The sequence below is a fragment of the Aureispira sp. CCB-QB1 genome (genome assembly GCF_000724545.1).
Classification (GTDB): Bacteria; Bacteroidota; Bacteroidia; order Chitinophagales; family Saprospiraceae; genus Aureispira.
Genome location: NZ_JHBV01000005.1, coordinates 1 through 21,691 on the forward strand (window position 1 = coordinate 1; position 21,691 = coordinate 21,691).

General features: G+C 37.4%; 10 protein-coding genes. 2 read left to right on the plus strand and 8 right to left on the minus strand.

Annotated elements, in window-relative coordinates; all coding sequences use genetic code 11:
* The 8 genes from CG11_RS01425 to CG11_RS01460 form a co-directional block, all read right to left on the minus strand.
* The coding region (locus tag CG11_RS01425; protein ID WP_197043757.1) for a choice-of-anchor J domain-containing protein at positions 1-3,843 on the minus strand (3,843 nt) is incomplete at its 3' end.
* Positions 3,844-4,213: 370 nt separating this feature from the next.
* Positions 4,214-6,334: a PD40 domain-containing protein gene (locus CG11_RS01430; RefSeq protein WP_052592369.1), complete on the minus strand. Its 2,121-nt coding sequence runs from the start codon at positions 6,332-6,334 to the stop codon at positions 4,214-4,216.
* Between the two features lie 34 nt (positions 6,335-6,368).
* Positions 6,369-7,385: a PorP/SprF family type IX secretion system membrane protein gene (locus tag CG11_RS01435; RefSeq protein ID WP_081909431.1), complete on the minus strand. Its 1,017-nt coding sequence runs from the start codon at positions 7,383-7,385 to the stop codon at positions 6,369-6,371.
* A 157-nt stretch (positions 7,386-7,542) separates the two neighbouring features.
* A complete protein-coding gene (locus CG11_RS01440; protein WP_052592373.1) occupies positions 7,543-7,941 on the minus strand; it encodes a hypothetical protein in 399 nt (132 codons plus the stop codon).
* A 124-nt stretch (positions 7,942-8,065) separates the two neighbouring features.
* Positions 8,066-14,083: a PKD domain-containing protein gene (locus CG11_RS01445; RefSeq protein WP_197043758.1), complete on the minus strand. Its 6,018-nt coding sequence runs from the start codon at positions 14,081-14,083 to the stop codon at positions 8,066-8,068.
* A 390-nt stretch (positions 14,084-14,473) separates the two neighbouring features.
* Complete coding sequence (locus CG11_RS01450; protein ID WP_052592377.1) at positions 14,474-16,720, minus strand: hypothetical protein; 2,247 nt, start codon at positions 16,718-16,720, stop codon at positions 14,474-14,476.
* 43 nt (positions 16,721-16,763) lie between these two features.
* Entirely contained in the window at positions 16,764-17,663 is a 900-nt protein-coding gene (locus tag CG11_RS01455; protein ID WP_052592379.1) for a PP2C family serine/threonine-protein phosphatase, read from the minus strand.
* Positions 17,664-17,817: 154 nt separating this feature from the next.
* Positions 17,818-18,486 carry a VWA domain-containing protein gene (locus tag CG11_RS01460; protein ID WP_052592381.1) on the minus strand — a complete coding sequence of 223 codons (669 nt, stop codon included), beginning with the start codon at positions 18,484-18,486 and terminating at the stop codon, positions 17,818-17,820.
* Between the two features lie 951 nt (positions 18,487-19,437).
* Between CG11_RS01460 and CG11_RS01465 the strand changes: the two genes are divergently transcribed.
* Both CG11_RS01465 and CG11_RS01470 read left to right on the plus strand, forming a co-directional pair.
* Complete coding sequence (locus CG11_RS01465; protein WP_052592384.1) at positions 19,438-20,406, plus strand: sulfurtransferase; 969 nt, start codon at positions 19,438-19,440, stop codon at positions 20,404-20,406.
* Between the two features lie 209 nt (positions 20,407-20,615).
* Entirely contained in the window at positions 20,616-21,653 is a 1,038-nt protein-coding gene (locus tag CG11_RS01470) for a sterol desaturase family protein (RefSeq protein WP_052592386.1), read from the plus strand.
* Positions 21,654-21,691: the final 38 nt, after the last annotated feature.

Here is a 21,691-nt window from a genome sequence, read left to right on the forward strand (position 1 = left end):
AGACCAATTGTAACTATAGTTTGGTGTTCCTCCTTGTACAGTAATATCTACAGTACCGTCATTTCCATTACAAGCCACACCCGTTGTATTCACATTTACAGATAAAGCTGCTGGCTCTGTTATTTGGAAGCTCGTCACGTAAGCACAGTTAGAAGCCGTTCCATTATCCGTAACTGTTACATTGTAAGTTCCTCCAGAAACACCCGTTAAATTAGCTGCAGTTGTCGTATTACTCCACTCGTAAGTATAAGGACCTGTTCCACCAGATACGGCTAAATTAATCGCACCATCTGCCGCACCACCACAAGATACATTCGTTATTGTCTCTGCGATAGTTGGAATTGGAGATACTGTTAAATCAATTGTATCGGTATCTGTACAACCATTCGCATTCACTACAGTTGCCCAATATTGTCCTGCCACAGTAGGATTCAAAAATGCTGACTGTGAACCATCTGACCAAATCAGAGAAGTAGCTGTTGAAACCGTGATTGTTGGTGTAATGGTAGCCGCAGAGCCTCCACAAATAGTTTGATCTGCTCCCAAATCAATGTTAATTCCGTTCGTATCAACATCAATTGTTGTCATTGCTCTTGGAGAATTACACCCTTGTATTGCTGCATAATACATCACTGCTGAATCCAATGGTGCTGTTGTAAAGGTTGGTCCAATATGAACTAGGTTACCACCTGTTGGAGCATCGTACCATAAAATAGTAGCTGGTGCATAACTTGCTGTTGCTGCAACAACACCTCTTCTATTCTCACAAACGATATTGTCTCCAGTCATTGTCAAGGCAACTTGATTACTTGGTAAAATAGTTGTTGAAACTAGCAATGTATCGTTTGTTGGGTTGCTATCTACAGAAGAGGATACAATAATTTCAAAGTTAAATGTACCTCCTGCGTTAGTATTTAATGCTCCTACATTTATTTGAGCTGTCGTTCCTGATACAATTAGTGGTTGTGTAAAACTAAAAGTTGCCGTTGCTGCTCCTGATACATTTACAGTAATTGGTGTACTAACAAGGTCGTTAGAACCTAAATTTGCAATTTGAATGATAACATCTGCACTCAAGCTACCACAGCCTTTAGGTTCTAATAAACCTACCGCCATAGCATCATTAGCAATAACAATATGCTCATCTGCTCCGATATCTGGTGTTGGTCCCATTGGGCGCATTTCACCATCAAAATCTACAGTAACAGGGAAAGACAATGCAGGGTCGGCTGCATCAACAGGCAAAGCACTCGTTACGTGTAATCCATTTACAAAACCAGGGTTTCCTGAAACACTATTAGCATCATACCCCAATGGTGCCGCTTGCCAATCTGCTAAGGTAGTATAGGTATTGGTACCAAATCGAACAGCATTTCCAGAACCACTGATATAATACATATTATGGTCCATTGCTGCTAAACTTACAGGGTCAAATGTAAAGAAACACTCTCCTGAAGAAGTAACCATGATATTATTACGTATATCAATATTGATATGATTATCCAAAAAGAACGTACGATTACCAGACAAATTATTGTGATAAACTTGTATCAATCGAGCATCTCTAAGGTAAAGTGCCTCGTCATTTGACTCTACCATATTGTTGACAATAACTCCATTTCTACAAGGATCGTTAAAACCACCAAAAATAGCAATACCATAATCATTAGAGGTTACTTCATTTCCCATCACCTCATAATTAGAAATATCAAACAACATCATTGCATCGCTACCACTACCTGTGATATCGTATACTTTGTTTCCATTCACAACAAGACTATCTTGCTCATCTACATAAATTCCATAATCTTCCGCATCGTGAATTCTATTTCCAATAATTTTATTTCCGATGTTCAGCGAATCACGCTCTCCTCCTTCTAGGATAATTCCTGCAACCCCTCCAGCAATATCATTATTTTGGATGGTATTCCAGTTAGCATTATTTCCTTCTGTTGAGACACCTGTACTACTAGAGTAACTAGCAGAAGCCAAAACAGCCACTACATTTGTCAACCCAGCATTTGTAGATACATAGATATTATTTTCTTCTATTGTATTGTATTGAGCATTGTTGGTCAACAAAACACCGTATGCAGCATTGGCACCAGTATTCTCAATAGTAAAGTTTTTCATTGTGAAATACTCTGCTCCATCCAAAAGAAGAGTTGCTGCTCTATTAAACCCTAATCCATCGTGTGTCAAGATAGCACTAGAAGCATCTAATCCATCAAACGTTACCGTGTTGGCGGCACTTGTTCCTGGAATTTTATTAATAGTCCATGGACCAGTATACGTTCCTGGTTGGAATTCCATAGTAACAGGACCTCCTACTCCACAATTCATCAATGCACTCATAGCATCTGTTATAGTAGGAAAATCAGATGTTGGATGTCCAACAGAATATGTTCCCGATAATCCAGGGCAAAGATCAAGATCTAAGGTATCATTTGTAAACGCCTCATCAATCTGACCATTCGGCATGGTTGTCCAAAACTTCAAATCTAATGCAGAAGAAGGCAAGTTTAAATTTGCCAATAATACATTAGCATTGTCTCCTGGTGCAATAGAAGCTCCTGTGTAAGCTACAGAAGGCTGTGCAACACCTGCTATTTCCCACTCTACGGTAAAGGAATTCAAAGGATCAAGACCAAAGTTTGTTACCTCTACTTCTACAGGCGTAAAACCTCCTGAATGAGGAATAATAGGTTGAACCAATGCGCTCACACCAGCATCATTAATGGTAGGATGTTCGATCATAACATCGTCAATGTACAAAATCCAGCCATCCAAACCTCCGTTAGGAATATGGAATGCAATAAAAGCATTTCCAGTAAATGCCGATAAATCAAGCACAACTTCTTCGTAAGCAGTAGCAGAGGAAGTATCTACTAAAATAACATTGGTAAAATCAGCTGGTGCAATTCCAGTTGTTGATACTAAAACTCTAAAATCATTCGGTTCGAAAGTAGAGTTACAACGATGTTTAAATCTTAACCTTTCTCCACCTGTCAAAGTAATTTGTGGAGATATTAAATAATCATCATTATTACCATTATTAAAATCTGTTCTGATTATAGCACACTCATCTCCCTCAAAAGGATTAAAGGTGTAATCCATATCCCATTCATCACCATCTCCATTGTTATCAATTACTGTCCAACAATTTTGTGTTGGTGAATTAGAATTAAATCCTTCCCAGAATGGAAAAACAGTAACAGGCAAACATAATGTAGAAAAAGTTGCAGGTCCTGTCTGTAAACTTGTATCTCCTGAACTACAGATACTAGATACATAAAAATCATAAGTAGAACCTGGTGTAAGACCTGTTAAAGGCAACGGATTGGTTGCAGTAGTAATCGAGGTTCCTGTACCTGGCGAGAAGCCAGTCAAGCCATACTCAATAATCCAATTGGTAGGATTTCCTCCTGCGGGTGTCCATCCAACATCTACGGTTGTCGCTGTGATATTGGTCGTTGTCAGGTTTCCAGCAGGGTCGCAACCACCACACTGATGTGTGAAAGCAAGACCTACAAATGGGTTGGGGCCATCTGCAAACAATTGTGCACCACTACTCGAAATTTGATAGGTAACCTCACCATCAAACGTCCCCGAATTGTAGGTGAAAGTGACCACATCTAAATTGTTAGCATTAAAAGTGACTTGACTTGAAGAACCGTTGGGCAAGGTGTAATTAGCAAAGAAGGTACCATTAATGTCCACATCTAAGCTTGCACCATTCCACCCATCACCAAAAGAATCTTGCAAATCAATCACATAAGTACACTGACTTGATGCTGCATAAGAAAAACTCAACAACAAAAGTAAACTGAAAATGTATTTCATGATTAAACGTTTTGATACAGTCGTTTATAGACTGAAGGGGTAAAAATTTGCTGTAATAAAATATGATTAAAATGATTAAAATTTCAGATTTAAAATCTGAGTTTTTTTATTGATTTTGGTGACTTTGTAAAAGTAGCCGTTTTTTATTTTCTGACCAAATTAAAGCTAACTTTACATGAATACTATTTCATATATTCATACAAAACTCATAATAATTTGTTGTTTAACTCCCATATTCTCAAAAAAACGAATACGATTTAGAGGCTTTACAAAATAAAATTCTAAATCCCCTATACACTAACACGACAACAGTCCATTGCAAGAAGTTGCAATGGACTGTTATTTTTTTACAATTATCTAACAATAATTTTTACTGCCGAACCAATACCGAGATTTCTGCTTTTCGTTCTTGAGACGCTGCTACACTATAAATAGAATTGGCAGGATCTTTATGATCATCACTAACTCCTTTAGGTACAAGTGATTCTCCTAACATAGCTTCTTTTATAATAAGATCCTTTTGGTTAACATATTTTTTAAAAGCACCATTTTTATAACCCATCATAAAATTTCGCAAACTAGAAACACGACGGTTTGCCAATGCTATATTGTATTTTTTTTCTGCTTTAGGGCTTGTATACCCCCTTATATAAAGCTTTAACTTCGCTCCTTTTTCTAACACCTCTAACAAGCGGTCAAAGAATTCTTGCGTACGATTATACTCGCCTCGAACCTTATCATCAAAAAATTGCTGTACAACTCCTTGTTCCGCTGCGGCACGCTCTGGACCAAATTGCTGGCTATACTCTCTTTTATACTCCTCTATCAAACTAGTATAATAAGCATAACTCTCTTCATAAGGAGTATTGGTAAATTTTACTGTAACATTAGAGTCTGGTTCGTCATTGTGAAAATACAAACTCAGAGGTAATAAGTCATCCAATTCTTGTACCACATCTGGTGTAGGTTCTGACACAGGAGGAACTTCAACGGGTACTTCTACAATATCAGGCGTATCAACAGGCACAGTGACTACATCTGGTGTATCTACTGGAGGCGGTACAATCACAACATCTGGTGTATCTACTTTTGGAGTATCCACTTTAACAATATCAGGAATCGTATCTGGTGGAGAAGCTTTTAAATAAGCATAGTGATAAATATCATTACAACAAGCTTCTTTTGTTAAGGAGCGTGAGCCATCTCGATTACTGGCAATGTATCCTGTTGTATCATTGGCATTGCGAACATAGTACAAATCGTTTGCTGCCGAATTATAAGGAATTCCAAGATTAACAGGAACTGACCACTCATTATTAGAGTTATAATCACTAGAAAAAATATCATAACCACCCAAACCTAAATGCCAACGAGAAGCAAAATAAAGGCGATTTTCTTTGGTACTAAAATAAGGTGTTACTTCTGCATCTATAGAGTTAACCACAGCACCTAAATTATAAGGTTCAGAACTCGATAAATCATCTTTTAACTCAACCCGCCAAATATCCATTCCTCCTTGCCCACCAGCTCTATCAGAAGAAAAATACAGCCATTCGGATTGCGTCGTTTGATCCCAAGCCAAATTAGGATGTGTTGTTGTTGAACTGTTTGAATTAATTGGATTCGGTAGCCGTTCTGGTGCAGACCATTTTCCATCTGCTAATTTTTCACTTCTATAAATTTCACAACGCAAACTATCAGAACGTTTGCCAGAGCATCTCGTAAAATAAAGGTAGTTGCCATCGTGACTCAAAGCTGAATTAGCAGAATGTTCTGAAGGCAAGTTTAAATCTTTTTGTTCTTTTCCTTTCTCTTTTGTGTGATCAGGTGTAGTCAGTATTTTAGAAATGAGAGGCTTATTCAAATCCTTGTCTTTCTTCTCACCTTTTTCTCTTTTTCGATCAAATCGCAACGAAGAATAATACAACACGCTATCTATTTCGTGTGCTCCAAAATCAGAATACTTGGTATTAACATGCTCACTAAGATGCGTAAACTCCAACTCACTTTCAGGAATTGGTTGTTGAACAAGCTTTTTGGCAAAGTCACAAGATTTCATTTCCTGTTCTGCTTTAGCTTTATAAAAGTTATCTTTTTTATAACGATCTAAAAAGTATTTAAAAGCCCGTTTTGCCTCAGAGTATTTTGCATTGTGCTTGAGTGTTACCCCATAGTAATACTCTACCATTGGATAACGGCTTTTATCCTTGCTATCAATTACCTTTTTGTAGGCTTCTTCTGCCACATCATAGGCATAAGACAATCGACAAGCCTCTGCATATTTGTAATAAACACCTGGTGTTTTTTTTGATCTCAAAACAATATCATAATAATGCATTGCATTATAATATTCTTTCTTAGCAAAAGCATCATCTGCGGCTTTCTCATACGCTTTTAGATTTTGTGCTTGTAGAGAAACAAAGGGTAATAGTAATAAACATACAACTGTCAAACAAGATAGGGATGCGAATAAATTTGAGCGATTTTCCATGTAAAATTCTCTTAACGTTCTGAGTTTAATTTTTCTAAAAAATTGGACAGGTTTTGACTGATCCCAATGAAGGTACTTTACTCCAAATATATACAACAGATAATTCATAGCCACCGTTATTTCTAGTAGCAGCTTCAAATCCTGATACATTGATATCATAACTTAGCCCGACATGCCATTGCTGGTAAGCAAACCCAATTCGCGCAATGATCGCATCGTCCCAACGGTGCATGATACCTATTTCACCTGACGTTTCTCGTCCAGGATTTACATTAAAGTGATAACGCAAACTTGCTCCATATACAATTTCTTGATAATTAAGTTGGCGTTGAAAAATAACACTTGGCATAATATCAATACGCTGAGATACCTGAATGGAAGCATTAGCCATAACATTCCAACGAATTGGCAATAAAATGCCATCTACTCCGAGGAAAGACATATTGGGTCGAGTCAAGTGAAAAACGCCTCCACCTAAGTTTACCCACATTCGGTTACTAGATTGATATCGAAAGTTTAACCCCGCATTAATATCAAAATAGTTGATGTTTGTTTTTCCTGCAAATTTAGTTTGATCATACGAAACCAAATTAGGATCGTAAACATCGCCGTTAAATTGATCGTTGAATGTTAGCTTTTGTAGATTATAACGACGGTTGTTGTACCCTAACTGTACCCCTGCACCAATGAAAAAATGCTTTGTAATTCGTTTGGTATAAGCGGTTGACAGCATGACATTTAACAAACTCAATTGTCCATCCCCTGCTTGATCGTGGTTAAAAGTGAGTCCAACTCCCCATACATCATTCTCCAATTGATAAGGCAACAAATGTGCATCAAAGGTTAAAGAAACTGTTCGGTAACTTACAGGCACATCAAACCATTGGCTTCTGTAATTTCCCACTAAACGATAATCTCCATTAAACAAACCCGTGTGTGCGGCATTAAGATTCAACGGGGCATACTCAAATTGAGACCAATGAATATCTTGTGCAGATAAAGATGGACCGATGAGAATTGCCAAAATAAATAAATAAATGTGCTTCATCATGTTATAGTTTTTATCAACAGTTTCAACAAATAGATATAGATACACTTTTCCTATCGCACCAACTGTAGTATTGACTGTTATTATTCAGACGAACTAAAGAGCCTCTTTCAGCCTTTCTTTTCATCGAATGTTCTGTTTACACTCAACAAATTCATTCTTATGACTTTACAGTCAGAACAATTTGACCTGTTTTGTGAATTATGCTTTTATCTACACATTGCGCTTCTATGGTATAAACATACAAACCTGCTCTTAAGGTTTTTCCCAGTTTAGTTCCATCCCAACCTGTATCTAACATTTTTATTGTTTCGTTAGAAGCTCCCAAGACAGAAGAACTAGATTCAAAAATTTTTGTTCCTCGACGGGTGTATAGTAATAATTTTAACTCTTTAATTCCTGTCGTTTCTAAGACCAATGTTTTAGGTTCTTCCAATCCAGCATTAGATTCCCAATTAGTAGGCATATTGATTGCCTCTTCTGTACATTGTGCCTTTAAGACATTGGTTAATGTAAGTAATACAACAACTAAAAATAAATGACTTACGTTTCTTCTCATGTTAAAACTGATTCAGGCTTATTTTGTTTTATAAAATTAAATGGTTACTTTTTGCTAATAATTTATGTTGAAGTTTTATAGAGCTGATTATTAATCTAATACGATTTTTCAGCAAACAAATATATTATCTCAATAAAGTTATATTTCCTTTTTTTATCAATTCATTACCATCCAAACATCGACACCGCATATAATACCCGTATACATCTGGCGGACAATCTTTTCCTTTAAACTTGCCATTCCACCCCCTATTTTTATCCGTGGACTCAAAAACTTGTTCCCCCCAACGATTATATATCATAAAACGTATCTCCGTAATTATATTTCCTTCGACATAAATAACATCATTATAACCATCGCCATCTGGTGAAAAAGCATTTGGAACAAATATATTAGGTTCCTCACAAATTGGCAAAGCAACATGGATAATTATAGAATCTTTTGTCCGACATCCTAAAGCATCTGTTACCGTCAAATAATACGTTGTTGTTTCTTCTGGTGTTGCAATTGGATTAAAAATAGTATCTCCACTCAACGTAGGATGGCTATTCCAACTATACGTATATCCTGCTTGTTGTGTTGCTAGTAACTGCACTGCGCTTCCTGAGGGTATGGTGTCCTGATTTGCAATAATAGAAAGTGCAGGGTTGCTTGATGCAACATTAACTATAGTTTGAGCAGTAGTAATACAGCCGTACTGATTTTGAGCGGCAACAAAATAACTGGTCGTACTAGTTGGAGCCACCCAAATACTATCTGTTCCTTGTCCCGAAACAATCGTGCCAGTAGGTGTCCATTGATAGGTCAAACTATCATTTAAATTTAAATTGATCACTGTAAGCTGTACTGGTACCGTTTCACAAATTAATGCTGCGGAATCCAACAATACCTCCACAGGATAATATTCTACTTGTACAGAATCCATACGCACACATCCTAATGTATCTTCTACCTGTACATAGTAAACGTGTTGATTGTTCACAACGTTGGTCTGCAAATTTGGATTTTGCGATAGAATGTTGTTAAAAGTAGCATCATCAGCCCAAGTATATTGTGCCGTTCGGCTAGCATTGGCAGTTAAGGTAATATTGGGTTGGCATAAGATTGTGTCCAAAGGCACACTTAATCCCAAAGGAGATACGATATGAATTGTTGTTTCCGCAGAATCTATACAACCGAACTGATTCGTCCCTACCACCTTCAAACTAGTTGCGGTATTGCTTTCAACAAGCACACTATCCGTTCCTTGTCCCGCAAGAATTATATTGTTGGGTGTCCAAATATAGGTTAATGTATCCCCCAAATTATGACTCAACACTTGCAAAGCAAGAGAATCTGCACCACAATTGGCATATATCGAATCCAAATCTAAAGCAACCGCCCTACGACTAACAACAATAGAATCTACACCACGGCACCCAAAACTATCCTGTACTTGCACATAAAAACTATTGTATACATCAACCAAACTTGCGGTCAATAAAGCATCGTTGTCTACAATAGTCTGAAAATTTCTACTTGTTGACCAAGCATAATTTATCATTTGAGAACTGCTTGCTACTAAATTAATACTAGTATCACAAGATATGGTATCACCCTGAATTTGAACGGTAGGGGCAGGTTGAAGTGCTACAAAAATAGAATCTTCTTGCCAACAAGTATCCAATACCCCACCAAAATTGGAGTACCCATACACTCGAACAGTATAAGTCGTATTTGTTGTTGGCAAAACCGTAGGATTAGCAACTGTAGAATCGGACAGTCCTGCACTTGGCGACCAAACATAGGTCAAATTAGGTTTTGTTTGAATATTCAGCACAATAGAATCATTCCCACATGTCGCCACACTATTATTAGGAACATCTAAAACAGGAATTTGTGCGGTCAATTGTTTGCTTATTCGTCCTGTACAGTTTCCTATTATTTGAATTTGTAAATCAATGTTATAAGTAGAATCTATAAAATAAGTTGCGATAGGATTTTGCACCGTAGATGTTTGCCCATTCCCTAAATTCCAATTCCAATTAGTAATAAGTGTGTCTCCAGATATGTCTTGAAATTGAACGACCAATGAATCGCCACAATTTACAGGCGTCATGCTAAAGTCAATGGGAATATCGTTTCCTCTATAATTAACAAAGACAGAGTCGAACGCCTCACAACCAAAACCATTTTCTCCTCGCACATAGAACCACCTAGCATCATTTATATTTGTCACCAATGTCGCTCCTGCTCCTATAATTGCATTAAAATTTCGATCCAACGCCCATTCAACAACAGTAGCACTAGGAGCATTGACACTCAATTCCACCTGATTCAAACACAAAACAGTATCTCCCATTACATCAAAAATAAAACTATCGACACCAACAACAACAGTATGAGTCAACACACAAGTATCTAAATCGTTAATTCCTGTTACCGTTACTGTATAGGCAGTTGTCGTTGTGGGGCGAGCAATCGGACTCGGTATGGTAGGATTATTCAAACTTGTTGCGGGAGCCCATTGATAAATCAAATTCGGATTTCCTCCAATGTTCAACTGTACGGAATCTACATTACACAAACCAATACTATCGCTGGAGTTGATAATAGGCAAATTATAATTTAAGGTATCAACAAACGTTCCTGTACAACCGTTGGTTGCTGTTGCCGTTAAGCGAACAATGTGCGTTCCACTAGAAGGATACTGAGCCAAGCCATTCGTTGTATAGGCTGTTGATCCATTTCCAAAATTCCAAACATAACCTTGCAATTGAGTTCCTGCAGGAAAAGTAGTTGTATTAATAAACGAAACGTCTAAGGTATCGTCACAATCATTTATTTGTGTTATAAAACTTGTTGGAATTGGTATGTTTCGCCGATATATTTTAGCGGTATCTTCTACAGTGCACCCATATTGATCCGTAGCTCGAACATAGATCAATAAGTTAAATGGTGGATTGGGCAAGCCCACAAAAAAATTGGTGGTGTTTGAAAGTGCTATCGGATTAAAGGTAGGCGAAAAAGACCAATCTACCTGAGTAGCATTATCAATTGTCGCCATCACATTAAACACACTTCCACAAACTACGGTATCTTTTGGAACCGTTATGTTAATTGGTGGCGCTTGAATGACGGTCACATCATGAATTGCAAAACAGGTATCTATTGAACTATAGCCTGTGACACTTACCGTATAGGTAAAAGGGGTACTAGGAACACTTGCTATTGGCGAAGCGTCGCTCGTACTGGACAAGAATGCCGCAGGCGACCATTGGTAATCTAAGTTAGGATTGCCTCCCGGATTAAGAACTAAGGTAGAATCGCCATTGCACAAAACGACCGTAGAGTCGGTTGTCAAAGAAGCAATATTTAAGGTCAATGTATCTTCCAAGCTTCCACTACAACCATTTGCTAAGGTAACCTCAAGACGAACAGTTGTCAATTGACTTTGTGTAAAGACAAATGTTGGATGTTGTTGCGTAGAGCTCTGACCATCTGAAGTTGTCCATAACCAACTCACAATCGGACTCACGATTGTGTCTGCTGTCAGGTCTGTAAATTGCAAGGCAATGGTATCTGAACAGCCCAAGGATTGATAAGCAAAATTCACATTGACAGGAACTTGATTTTGTTCTACTAGAGCAAATGCTGTTGCCGTGCATCCATAAGGATCTGTTGCTCGAACGTAATATCCTGCATAAGGAAATGTCGTTGGTGTTGCCGTATAAGGATTTCCTGTGCCTATAATTGTACCAAAACTAGGGTCACCTGCCCATTCATAAAAAATTGCTGTAGGACTAGAAGCTACTAAATCAACTGTATTTCCACAATATACGGTCAACGGTGGAACGGTTACGGTTACAGGGGGCGGAAAGTTAACATGTACTTGTTCTATATTGACACAGGTATCGCTGCCATTTATCGCTGTAATAGTTACGGTATAAGTTGTTGGGATAACGGGTGTTGCAACAGGACTAACAGCTGTGGCACTACTCAGTGTTGCCGCTGGTGACCATAGATACTGCAAACTAGCATCTCCATTGGGGTTCAGTTGCACAGAACTATTGCCTTGACAAATCCCAACCGTATCGCCATTGGTTAACTGAGGAATTGTTACATTAACAACATCCTCAAAACGTCCAATACAACCATCTATTGTCACAACATCTAATGCAACAATATAACTTCCTGACTGTTGATAGTTATGTACAGGGTTTTGCTGGGCACTCCCATTAGAATCTCCAAAATCCCACGACCAACTGGCAAGACTCCCTCCTGACAAATCTGTTGTTTGATCAACAAATTGTACGGTAAAAGCAGAATCGCAAGTTAACAAACTATATGCCCAATCTACTGTAATCGGGGTATTCCTTTTGATAATATCAACCGTATCAATAATAGAACAGCCTGCAAAATCAGTGGCACGTACTAAAATCCGTGTCACCGTTGTAACAGGAATTCGAATACTATCTCCTGTAAATAAAATCGTATTAAATGCAGGGTCTGTCGTCCATTCAATTATTTGAGCATTATTACTAACTGCCACAATTGAAATAGAATCTTGGCAGGTAATCGTATCTCGAATCACATCTAGTGTAATCCGAGGAGGTAAGACAACCGTAATGCTACGTTCCAAGACACAAGTATCTATGCCATTGGGTACTGTAACGGTAACAAAATAAGTCGTTGGTCCCGATGGACTAGCAATAGGACTCGCTACGGTTGTACTACTCAAGCCTGCTGCTGGTGACCATTGATAGACGTGATTGGGGTTGCCCCCTGGATTTAAAACAACAGAACTGTTCCCATCACAAATTCCTACCGTATCGGCACTAAAAACAACTGGCAAATCAAGCGTTATGGTATCTGCATAGCTCGCTGTACAGCCATTGGCAGCCAAAACATTCAAGTTAATAATATAGGTCCCTGACGTATCATAAACGGTCGAAGGATAAGGAATAGTGTCGGTATCGCCATTTCCAAAATCCCAATCCCATTTCACAATACTGCTGATGCTATCAATTGTTAGATCAGTAATATCCAAAAAGAAGGAATCTGTACAATTAGCTGTTGTTATATCAAAATCAGCATCAATAGATTCGTATTGCAAATAAATTTCTTGGGTAGAGGTATCGGCACACAAAGTTCCAGGATCAGCAATCAAAGTAACCGTATATCGTCCAGTATCTGGATAAATATAAGCGGGATTAGAAAAAGTAGAAGTTGCATTGTTGTCCCCAAACGACCAAACAAAGCCTGTCCCTAAAGAAGCACTGTTGTTTTGAAAATTAACAACCAAAGAATTATCACATTGAATATCTGGTGCAAAAAATGCTGAGGATACCAAACGTCCACATACACCTACGACATATTGAAAGTCACGCCGAGTAGTAGATATTAAAACACCATTTCTATATTCGCTGGCACAAACACCAACCACAAAAACGCCTAATACATCTGGTGTTCCAGTCAATAATCCTGTCGAAGGGTCTATTTTTAAAGAATCTGGTCCTCCCAACATATTGTTGACACTGTAAGGAGGCTGCCAAATAACTGGATTATACGGTGGATTATTGGGAGGCTGTGGCATTGACTGACTTGGCGTAGCTCCTGTAAAAGGGGTACACAGTTCATAGACAATAGAATCTCCATCGGGATCAAAAGCAGAATGGTTATACACAATTGGTACTCCTGCACAAATATACACTGGAGGCCATTCTATGAATCGAGCGCTACTATTACACGTTAACAAGGCTTCTTCTGATACATAAGAGGAATAGGTGGCTCCTGTCGACGTTGGTGCTACAATATTGACAATATCTTGATTTCGGCAACAACGCTGGTAAACAATTTGATAACCACCAACTCGAAAAGGTAGGGTAATCGTGTCTAAATATGTTGTCGTGTGAATGCAAACATTGGGTGGGGCTACCAAACAGGGATCTGTTAAATTCAAATCCAAAGTATCATTGTTTCTTAACTGTAATCGTAAATCATAAATTAAAGAGTCGTTGATGTCAAATACACCTATCGAAGCAGGATTATCAAACCATGGAACCCCTGTATCACAATCTCGAAATACGGTAACCATAATTTCATATTGATCATTTCCTAGGCAACGATAATTTATTTCTCCACCGACCATATGTGTTGCCAAAACTTTAGACGATAAGCAATTCAAAAGAAATAAATAGACAAAAACGATATGGAAGTATTTTCTATTCATCAACAACAAAGGGAAAATTTGGATTGTGTGTATCTATCCGTTTTATCTTTAAAAGACAACACTAAGCACACTTTGAAGTAAACTTTAAGATAGCATTTTTTTAGAAAGTTCCCTATATCTTGAATTACAATTTATCAATAAATGACAATATACAAGTCTTTGGTTTTGTGTTAAAATTGTTAATACTCCGTTGATTTTTTAATAATTTTCAACGAGCCCCCCCCTTTTTTTAGAGGATTACATGATGAAAAGGTAGCGTATATGAGGGAAATGATTAGATGTAGTTAGTGTGTTCCATATAACCCCTACAAAATGGGTATATCATTTATATGTTTTAAGTTCCTGTTTTAAGACTTTAATCTCTTGGTTAATTTCCGTCAACTCATCTTCTTTATCCTGAATTTCAATTTCTAGTTTTTGAATACTTTTGAGGAGTTTTCTAAAGCTAGTATCCATTAAGTTAGCATCTATCTTAGTTCGTTCACGCATGGTATCAACCGACTCTTTTACCAAGTCCTCTATTCGAATTTTGTATTCGTTCGCATTGCCCAATAAATCAGCGTGTTTCTTATCAAAGGTTGTTTTGATCTCTTTCAATTTTTCATTCAATTCTATCTCTAATGCCTTCAACTCTTGAATCGTTGTAGGGATGTCGAGGGAATGCTTAGGGGCATTCAGTTGATTGGGACCATTGAGGAGTTGTTGAGCATTTAATTGCTGGTTTAGGAAAGCTATTTTTTGAGCAGCTGATTTGCCTTGCAATGTAGCATAAACAGGATGGTTTTCTAAGATTTTGGTATAATCTAGTCGAGCCTGTTTCAAGGCAGCAGCTTCTTCCTCCATCAATAATTTGGCTTTTTTGTCTTGTGCTTGAATAGCCTTTTTTTCTTCGTTCAGTTGAGAAGAAATATCCCGATTAGAAGCAAGAATAGTTGCCGTGTTTTTTCGAAAAAAGTCTTTTTCTTTGTCTACTTTAACCTTCGACCAAACAATTAATTCGTTGCGAATTTCTCTTAAACGTTGCTTAATTTTTGAACGCTGATTGTACAACGTATATTGCAATTCTTCTAAGCTTCTCTGTTTTTGCCCCTCTGTAAACGATAACTTGCCAATTAGATTTTTTCGAGTTTGTTGTGTTCTATCTTTTAAAACAGACGAAAATTTTGGAAAACTGGCTACTAAAAATGGAAGTAACAACAACAAAAATAACAAGCCCGACCCGCCTATATCCAAAATTAGCCCTAAAATAAAGCCAAAAATACTACCAACCGACATAATTGCATATCCAATATCACTCAAAGGGCCACCTGTTAAGACGGTAACAATCAGAAACAAAGCAAATACTACTGCCAAAACCTGAAAGGTATATTTAAAAACCTGTCCAATTACTCGACCTACCTTCTTATAATTCTCCATCGCCTCTTTCCAAACGGCTTCAAAAGAATAGGTCATTTGAGGTGCTGCAACTGTGGATTGCTTTTGGGATGGAGCTAATAAATTTTGCTCCTTTAGAGCCTTTTCTAAAGCCATTACGAACCAATTATTTTCATTGATTTTATTTAATTCCAATGTTTTAGAAGGTAGTGGTCGATTGGTAAGTAACAAAGGATTATTGGCTAAAGTTTGCCCCCATTCCTCGGCAGTTGGTCGCAATTTGGGATTTTCATAACCACTGACAAAAGCGCCCATAAATAGTTTTCTTAAATCCCGATCAATCTTGGCAAATCGCCGATGAGGCGGCGGCACAACGGTAAATTGTTGTGACAATTTAGGATCATGCACAAACAACCCATGCTTAATTTTATCCCCCAAAGCATTTACATTATCATAAGGAGCTTTGGAGGTTGCCGCATAAGGATGCACCCCAAACAACAAGCGGTAATAAATTACAGCCAAACTAAAATTATCCCAAGAAGGATCTATCAAAACTTTTCCTGGCTTTGTTCCTGTGTAATATTCATTAGGGGTGTATTCTGGGGTCGCAACAGTAGCAGGGAAAAGAGTCATACCATTTTCCACTACTTCTATAGAGTCAGTGTCTACAATAGAAACAACTCCGTTGCTTTTAATCAAAATATTGTCTGGCTTTAAATCTACCAAAACATATTTTCCCGTTGCATGCACCATCCTTAACGCTACCGCCAAATTATAACAAACTTTTAAGCGCAAACGTAAGGCTTCATCACCTCCTAACTTAAAGCGTTTCCATTCTTTCCCTAAATGTTTGGGTAATTTAGGAGATGTCAAAATTTCCAACTTCTCTCCTGTTGCCTTCGGCATAACAAACCCTGCAAAATCGCCTTGGGCATCATACAACATGTGCTTGACCCAAACAATCGGCTGTTCGTTTAAAGCACCTTCAAAAAAGGGAGGGTTCTCTAATAAGTACTCAATTTTCGCTTCTTTTTGTGCATCTCGTTTATTCAAATGAAAAACTTTGGCTACACAATTGCTCAACTCCAACGGTTGCAAGATTTTAAACAACTCTCCCTCTCCTCCTGAAGCAAATGGATTATCTTCTATGATAACCGCTTGATTGATGGATTTTATGTACAGTTGTTTTGGCACGTTAGGAGTTGATAAGTTTTAATGGGAAATTAGTCACTCAATGCTAGAGATTTTCTTCTTTTTTGGGTTGAATGTTTTTTTCGACTATAGGCGCATAAACACCTAAAATCATTGTTTTATCATCTGTTTCGTGCTTAAATTGCTTGCTGCCATCTTTTAGAAAGCCCCCCCAAATAGCATTAATTTCTTCCTGTGATTTTCGCTCTTTTTTAAGCTGTAACATTCCATTTAAGTTCGGTTCAAAAAACTTATTGTATGGACGGTTGGGGTCGTGGTACTTCTGTTTTTCTTCGTCCCAAACATTGACTTCAAAAGAGCCATTTTCACAACCATCGCTCAACAACGCAAAGGCTCGAATATCGTTCTTAATAACTCCCGTTTCGATGTATAAATCCACACCGTCTGTTGTCCAGATATTAGAGGTGATAAAAACAGTCTCATTCACCTCGCTTCCCCTAAACGGCTCTATCAATGCTTCCCATTTGCCTGGCTCGACCGAATAAGCAGCTCGACCATCTCCAATATGCGTGGTTAAAATGCCAAAAGGAGCATACAAAACAGCCAATACAGTACATGCCAAATCTGGTATTTTATAAGCCTTGGCAGTAGCAAATTGTTCCAAACGTTGCCGAACGATTTGCAATCCTTTTAATGCTTCTACTCTCCAAACTTCTTCAGAAGGCATTTTCTCTGCGCTATCCCAACCATTTCTTTGAACAATTTCTTCCAGACAATGCGCCATATTTCGGGCTACAAAATCCGATCCTATATCTGAATGCTTAGCAGATCCTGCACCATCTGCAACGACAGCTACTCCCCACGTTTCGTTGATTCGTTGATGGGCACAACTGTCTTGACAAGGCAAATTCATCAAAACATGCCCATTTCCAATTACAGAAGCATAAGCGACAACCCAATTTGTATTCTTATTATTGCTAGACATTTTTTTGTTGTTAACAGTTTGTTTTCAATCAGTATCAAGTAGTAGTTGGCAGCGTTGCTAACTACTTATCAAGAACAAACTAATGCAAAAACCAAAAGGATAATGATGCGACAGGGCTTCACTATCCAATTGTTTCTATTTTTTTAGGCGTTCCCTAGAATTTCATTTGAGCCCAGTCACTTACTGGTGGCAACTCAATGCTATCTCCTTCTTTAGATTTGGTAATAATTCCAATACTATTACTCAACCACTTGAAGAATTCTGCAAATTTATATCCAGCTAATGGAATTGCTGGGGCAGAATTCGGACAAATCTCATTCAATACATGTTGATTAAATCCTTTTACCCCTAGTCCCCAAAAAGTAAACTTTTTGGAATCTACAGCACTTTGAATTTCACTAGACAAACCTTTTACATCCTGATCTCTGTCTGGTTCGCCATCCGTAATCAAAACAATAATCGGTCGATAATATGGCTGCCCTGTTTCTTTATACCACTGCTTGCGTTGTTCTGTTTTACGCATCGCTTCCCGAACAGCATCTACCAAACGAGTAGTCCCTGCTACTGTTAGCGTTGGCATATCAAAATTATCAATCAACGCAGGATCTTGGATTGTTTTAATACTACTACCAAATGTAATAATTCCAACCTCTAAACGATTGGCGGCAATCAGATCTTCTTCTATCGCTGCATAAAATTCTTGTAAGCCTCGATTTAGCTCTCGAATCGCTGCACCACTCATAGATCCAGAAGTATCTAGAACTAAAGTACACAGACATTTTTGCTCGTAATTGTCAGGGGTTTCTCCTTGAAAGTAACTCATTCTTATTTAATTTTCTTGTATAGATTGGATCAACTTCTGATTAGAAACTGATTGGATTTTTTTCAAAACTTTCACTTAATAGTATTATTATCATATACAATAGCAATACTATCTAAAAAGTTCCTTAAAACCAACAAAAATTTTGGCTCTTAACAAATATACAATATTCAATAAGGAATCAAAATAGGAGCGGCTTCTTGTTTAAATTTTAATACGAATATATGCCGCTTTAACACATTCTTCCCAGAGCTTTTTGAAAATCATCCTTTCGTTTATTTGAAATTCACAAATTAGGCTATTTCGAATGATTATAAAAAATATGTTACGATATACTTAAAGTTATTCTTATTGTATTTTATCCAAATATATTATCCTATCTTGATAATGTTAATACTCCATTGAAAAATCAACGGAGAATGATGTTATTAAAAAGATTTTAATAACGGCTCAACTTCTCGATCCATGCTCCCCCGATTCAAGTGAACTCATACAGAGTTGATTGTCTAATGAATTAATATTACCTGCTCTAGCTTCAAGGTCTTGCCCCTCTATGCATTTCCTTGTTAGTTAGTTTTCTGATGAAGTAATATTTTGCAATGCTTCGTGAAAAGCATACTAATTTATTTCACGAAGTACAAATTTTGATCACACACAAATTACAATAGTTCGTTGAAACCACGCAGTAGCAGCGCAGCTAAACTTTATTAGATTGATAATCAGCAAGTTGCACCTTTATTGCGTTTTATGTTAAAATTTTGATTATCAACTGCGCAGCACTCATGAAGTACCACGAAGTAGCAGCGAAGCTAAACTAATATAAATGTGCTTTTTTATCTTTTTGGTAACTAAGCTTGCGATCTCACGAGCGCAGCGAGCTAAAAAAGTAAAAAACTAAGCTTGCGCCCTCATGAGCGTAGCGAACTAATCAACGAACTACTAAAATTAATACCAATGACCAAATTTAATTATAAATGTTGTTTGGTGGTGGCATGGATTGCTGTTCTGTTCTCTTGTACTTCTCCTACCGAAAAAAAGACAGCAACAGAGCTGCCCATCCCTATCACAGATAGTACAACAGTAGTAGAAACAACTTATTCCCTAAATCAAAATATCATCAACTATCAACAACTTGCTACATGGCAAAAAGATACAACGACATCTGTTGTTATTATAGATGTACGACCAGATAGTTTATATCAAAAAGGACACATTAAAGGTGCCGTGCAACTCTGGAGACCCGATATTGAAAGTGTTCATTACCCGTACAAAGGAATGATGCTAGAAAAAGAAGATGTAGAGGCACTTATGGGAACATTGGGAGCGACAGCAGATAGTAAAATCGTTCTTTATGATGATAATGGCAATGTAGATGCTGCTCGTTTGTGGTGGATATTGACCACTTATGGACACCTCAATAGTTATTTGTTAAATGGAGGCATTCAAAATGCTTCCAAAATGTTTGTCTCCCAAGCTTCAACCTCTCCTATTCCTCAGGTATTCCATTTTTCGTCTAGCGAACAACCCCACTTAAAAGCAACTAAGCAAGATCTTCTTCATGCTTTAACGGATACCAATACGCTCATCCTTGACTGTCGTACTACAGAAGAATTTATTGGCAAAATAATAAAGAAAAATGCTTTTCGAGCAGGGCATATTCCTCAAGCCATACACCTCAATTATACCCATACGATTGCTTACGAAAACAAATATTGCTTTAAAAGCAACAAAGACTTAGCAAAACTGTTTAAACATATCTCAAAGCATAAAAAAATTATCGTTTACTGCCAATCTGGTGTTCGATCGGCACATACTACTTTTGTATTATACAAACTGTTAGGCTTTCCTAATGTTGCTAACTATGATGGCTCTTGGATAGAATGGAGTTATGACCAAACATTACCGATCGCAAAAGAGGTATGAGTTTTTTATATGTCGATAGTAGAGCCTTATTAATTTCAATTAGAAGAAGTAAGTAATCGTTCAAAAAAATAATCCTATTGTTTGTTCTTATTTTTTCTGACCTCTTACTTACTATGATTGAAAAATGACAAATTCTTTAACTTATTTTCGTTACTTTTAAGCATCATTTTTTGTCTAATGATGTGTTTGATCATATTAACACCAATACCATGAGTGACTATTTACAAATACTTAAAGAAGCCTATGCTAGTTACTACCATTTTTTAGTCAGTGAAATAACACTAAGTTATGACTATAAACCTTTGTGGCAAAACTACTTTTATCTTTTAATCCTAATATCGCTCGTTTTTTTTGGGTTAGAATTGCTGACACCTTGGCGCAAAAATCAGCCTAAATTCAGAAAGGATTTTTGGTTAGATGCCTTCTATATGTTTTTCAACTTCTTTATTTTTTCTTTAATTATTTTTCATGCAGCATCTGATGTTGTCGTTAATTTATTTACCGATGCATTGGCAGCTATTGGTATTAATAATTTAGTAGCAATAGAAGTCCAAGCCATGCCTATTTGGGCTCATTTGGTCTTAGGCTTTTTTGTCCGTGATTTTGTTCAATGGTGGGTCCATCGACTTTTGCATAGAAGTTCTTTTTTATGGGAGTTTCACAAAGTTCATCATTCAGTGGAACAAATGGGTTTTGCCGCCCACTTGCGCTATCACTGGATGGAAAATGTTGTTTACAAAACACTAGAATATCTTCCCTTAGCTTTGATAGGTATTGGCTTAAATGATTTTTTTATCATTCATATTTTCACACTCATTGTAGGACATTACAACCACGCTAATGCTAAGTTTCCTGAATGGGTCAAAGGCATTGGTTTTGGCACCCTTATAGGACTCTTTGCTGCTTTTTTTGCTTTTGAAGCAACAGGCTTGGGCATTCTTCTAATTGTAGGTATTTCGGCAGGTCTCGGATTTATCCTTAGTCCTGTTATCAAATATATTTTTAACAGTCCCGAAATGCACATTTGGCACCACGCTTACGACTTGCCAGCAGACAAGCCCTATGGGGTCAATTTTGGATTGACATTGAGTTGTTGGGATTATATCTTTGGCACCAATCATATCCCCTATTCAGGTCGTGACATTCGCTTAGGTTTTCCAGGTGTAGAGGAATTTCCAGAACGTTTTGACGAACAATTAGTACATGGTTGCTTGCCTACGCACAAGACCACTCAAACAAATTCCTAAATCTTGATTATTTTTAGCCGATCAATCATAATTGCTAC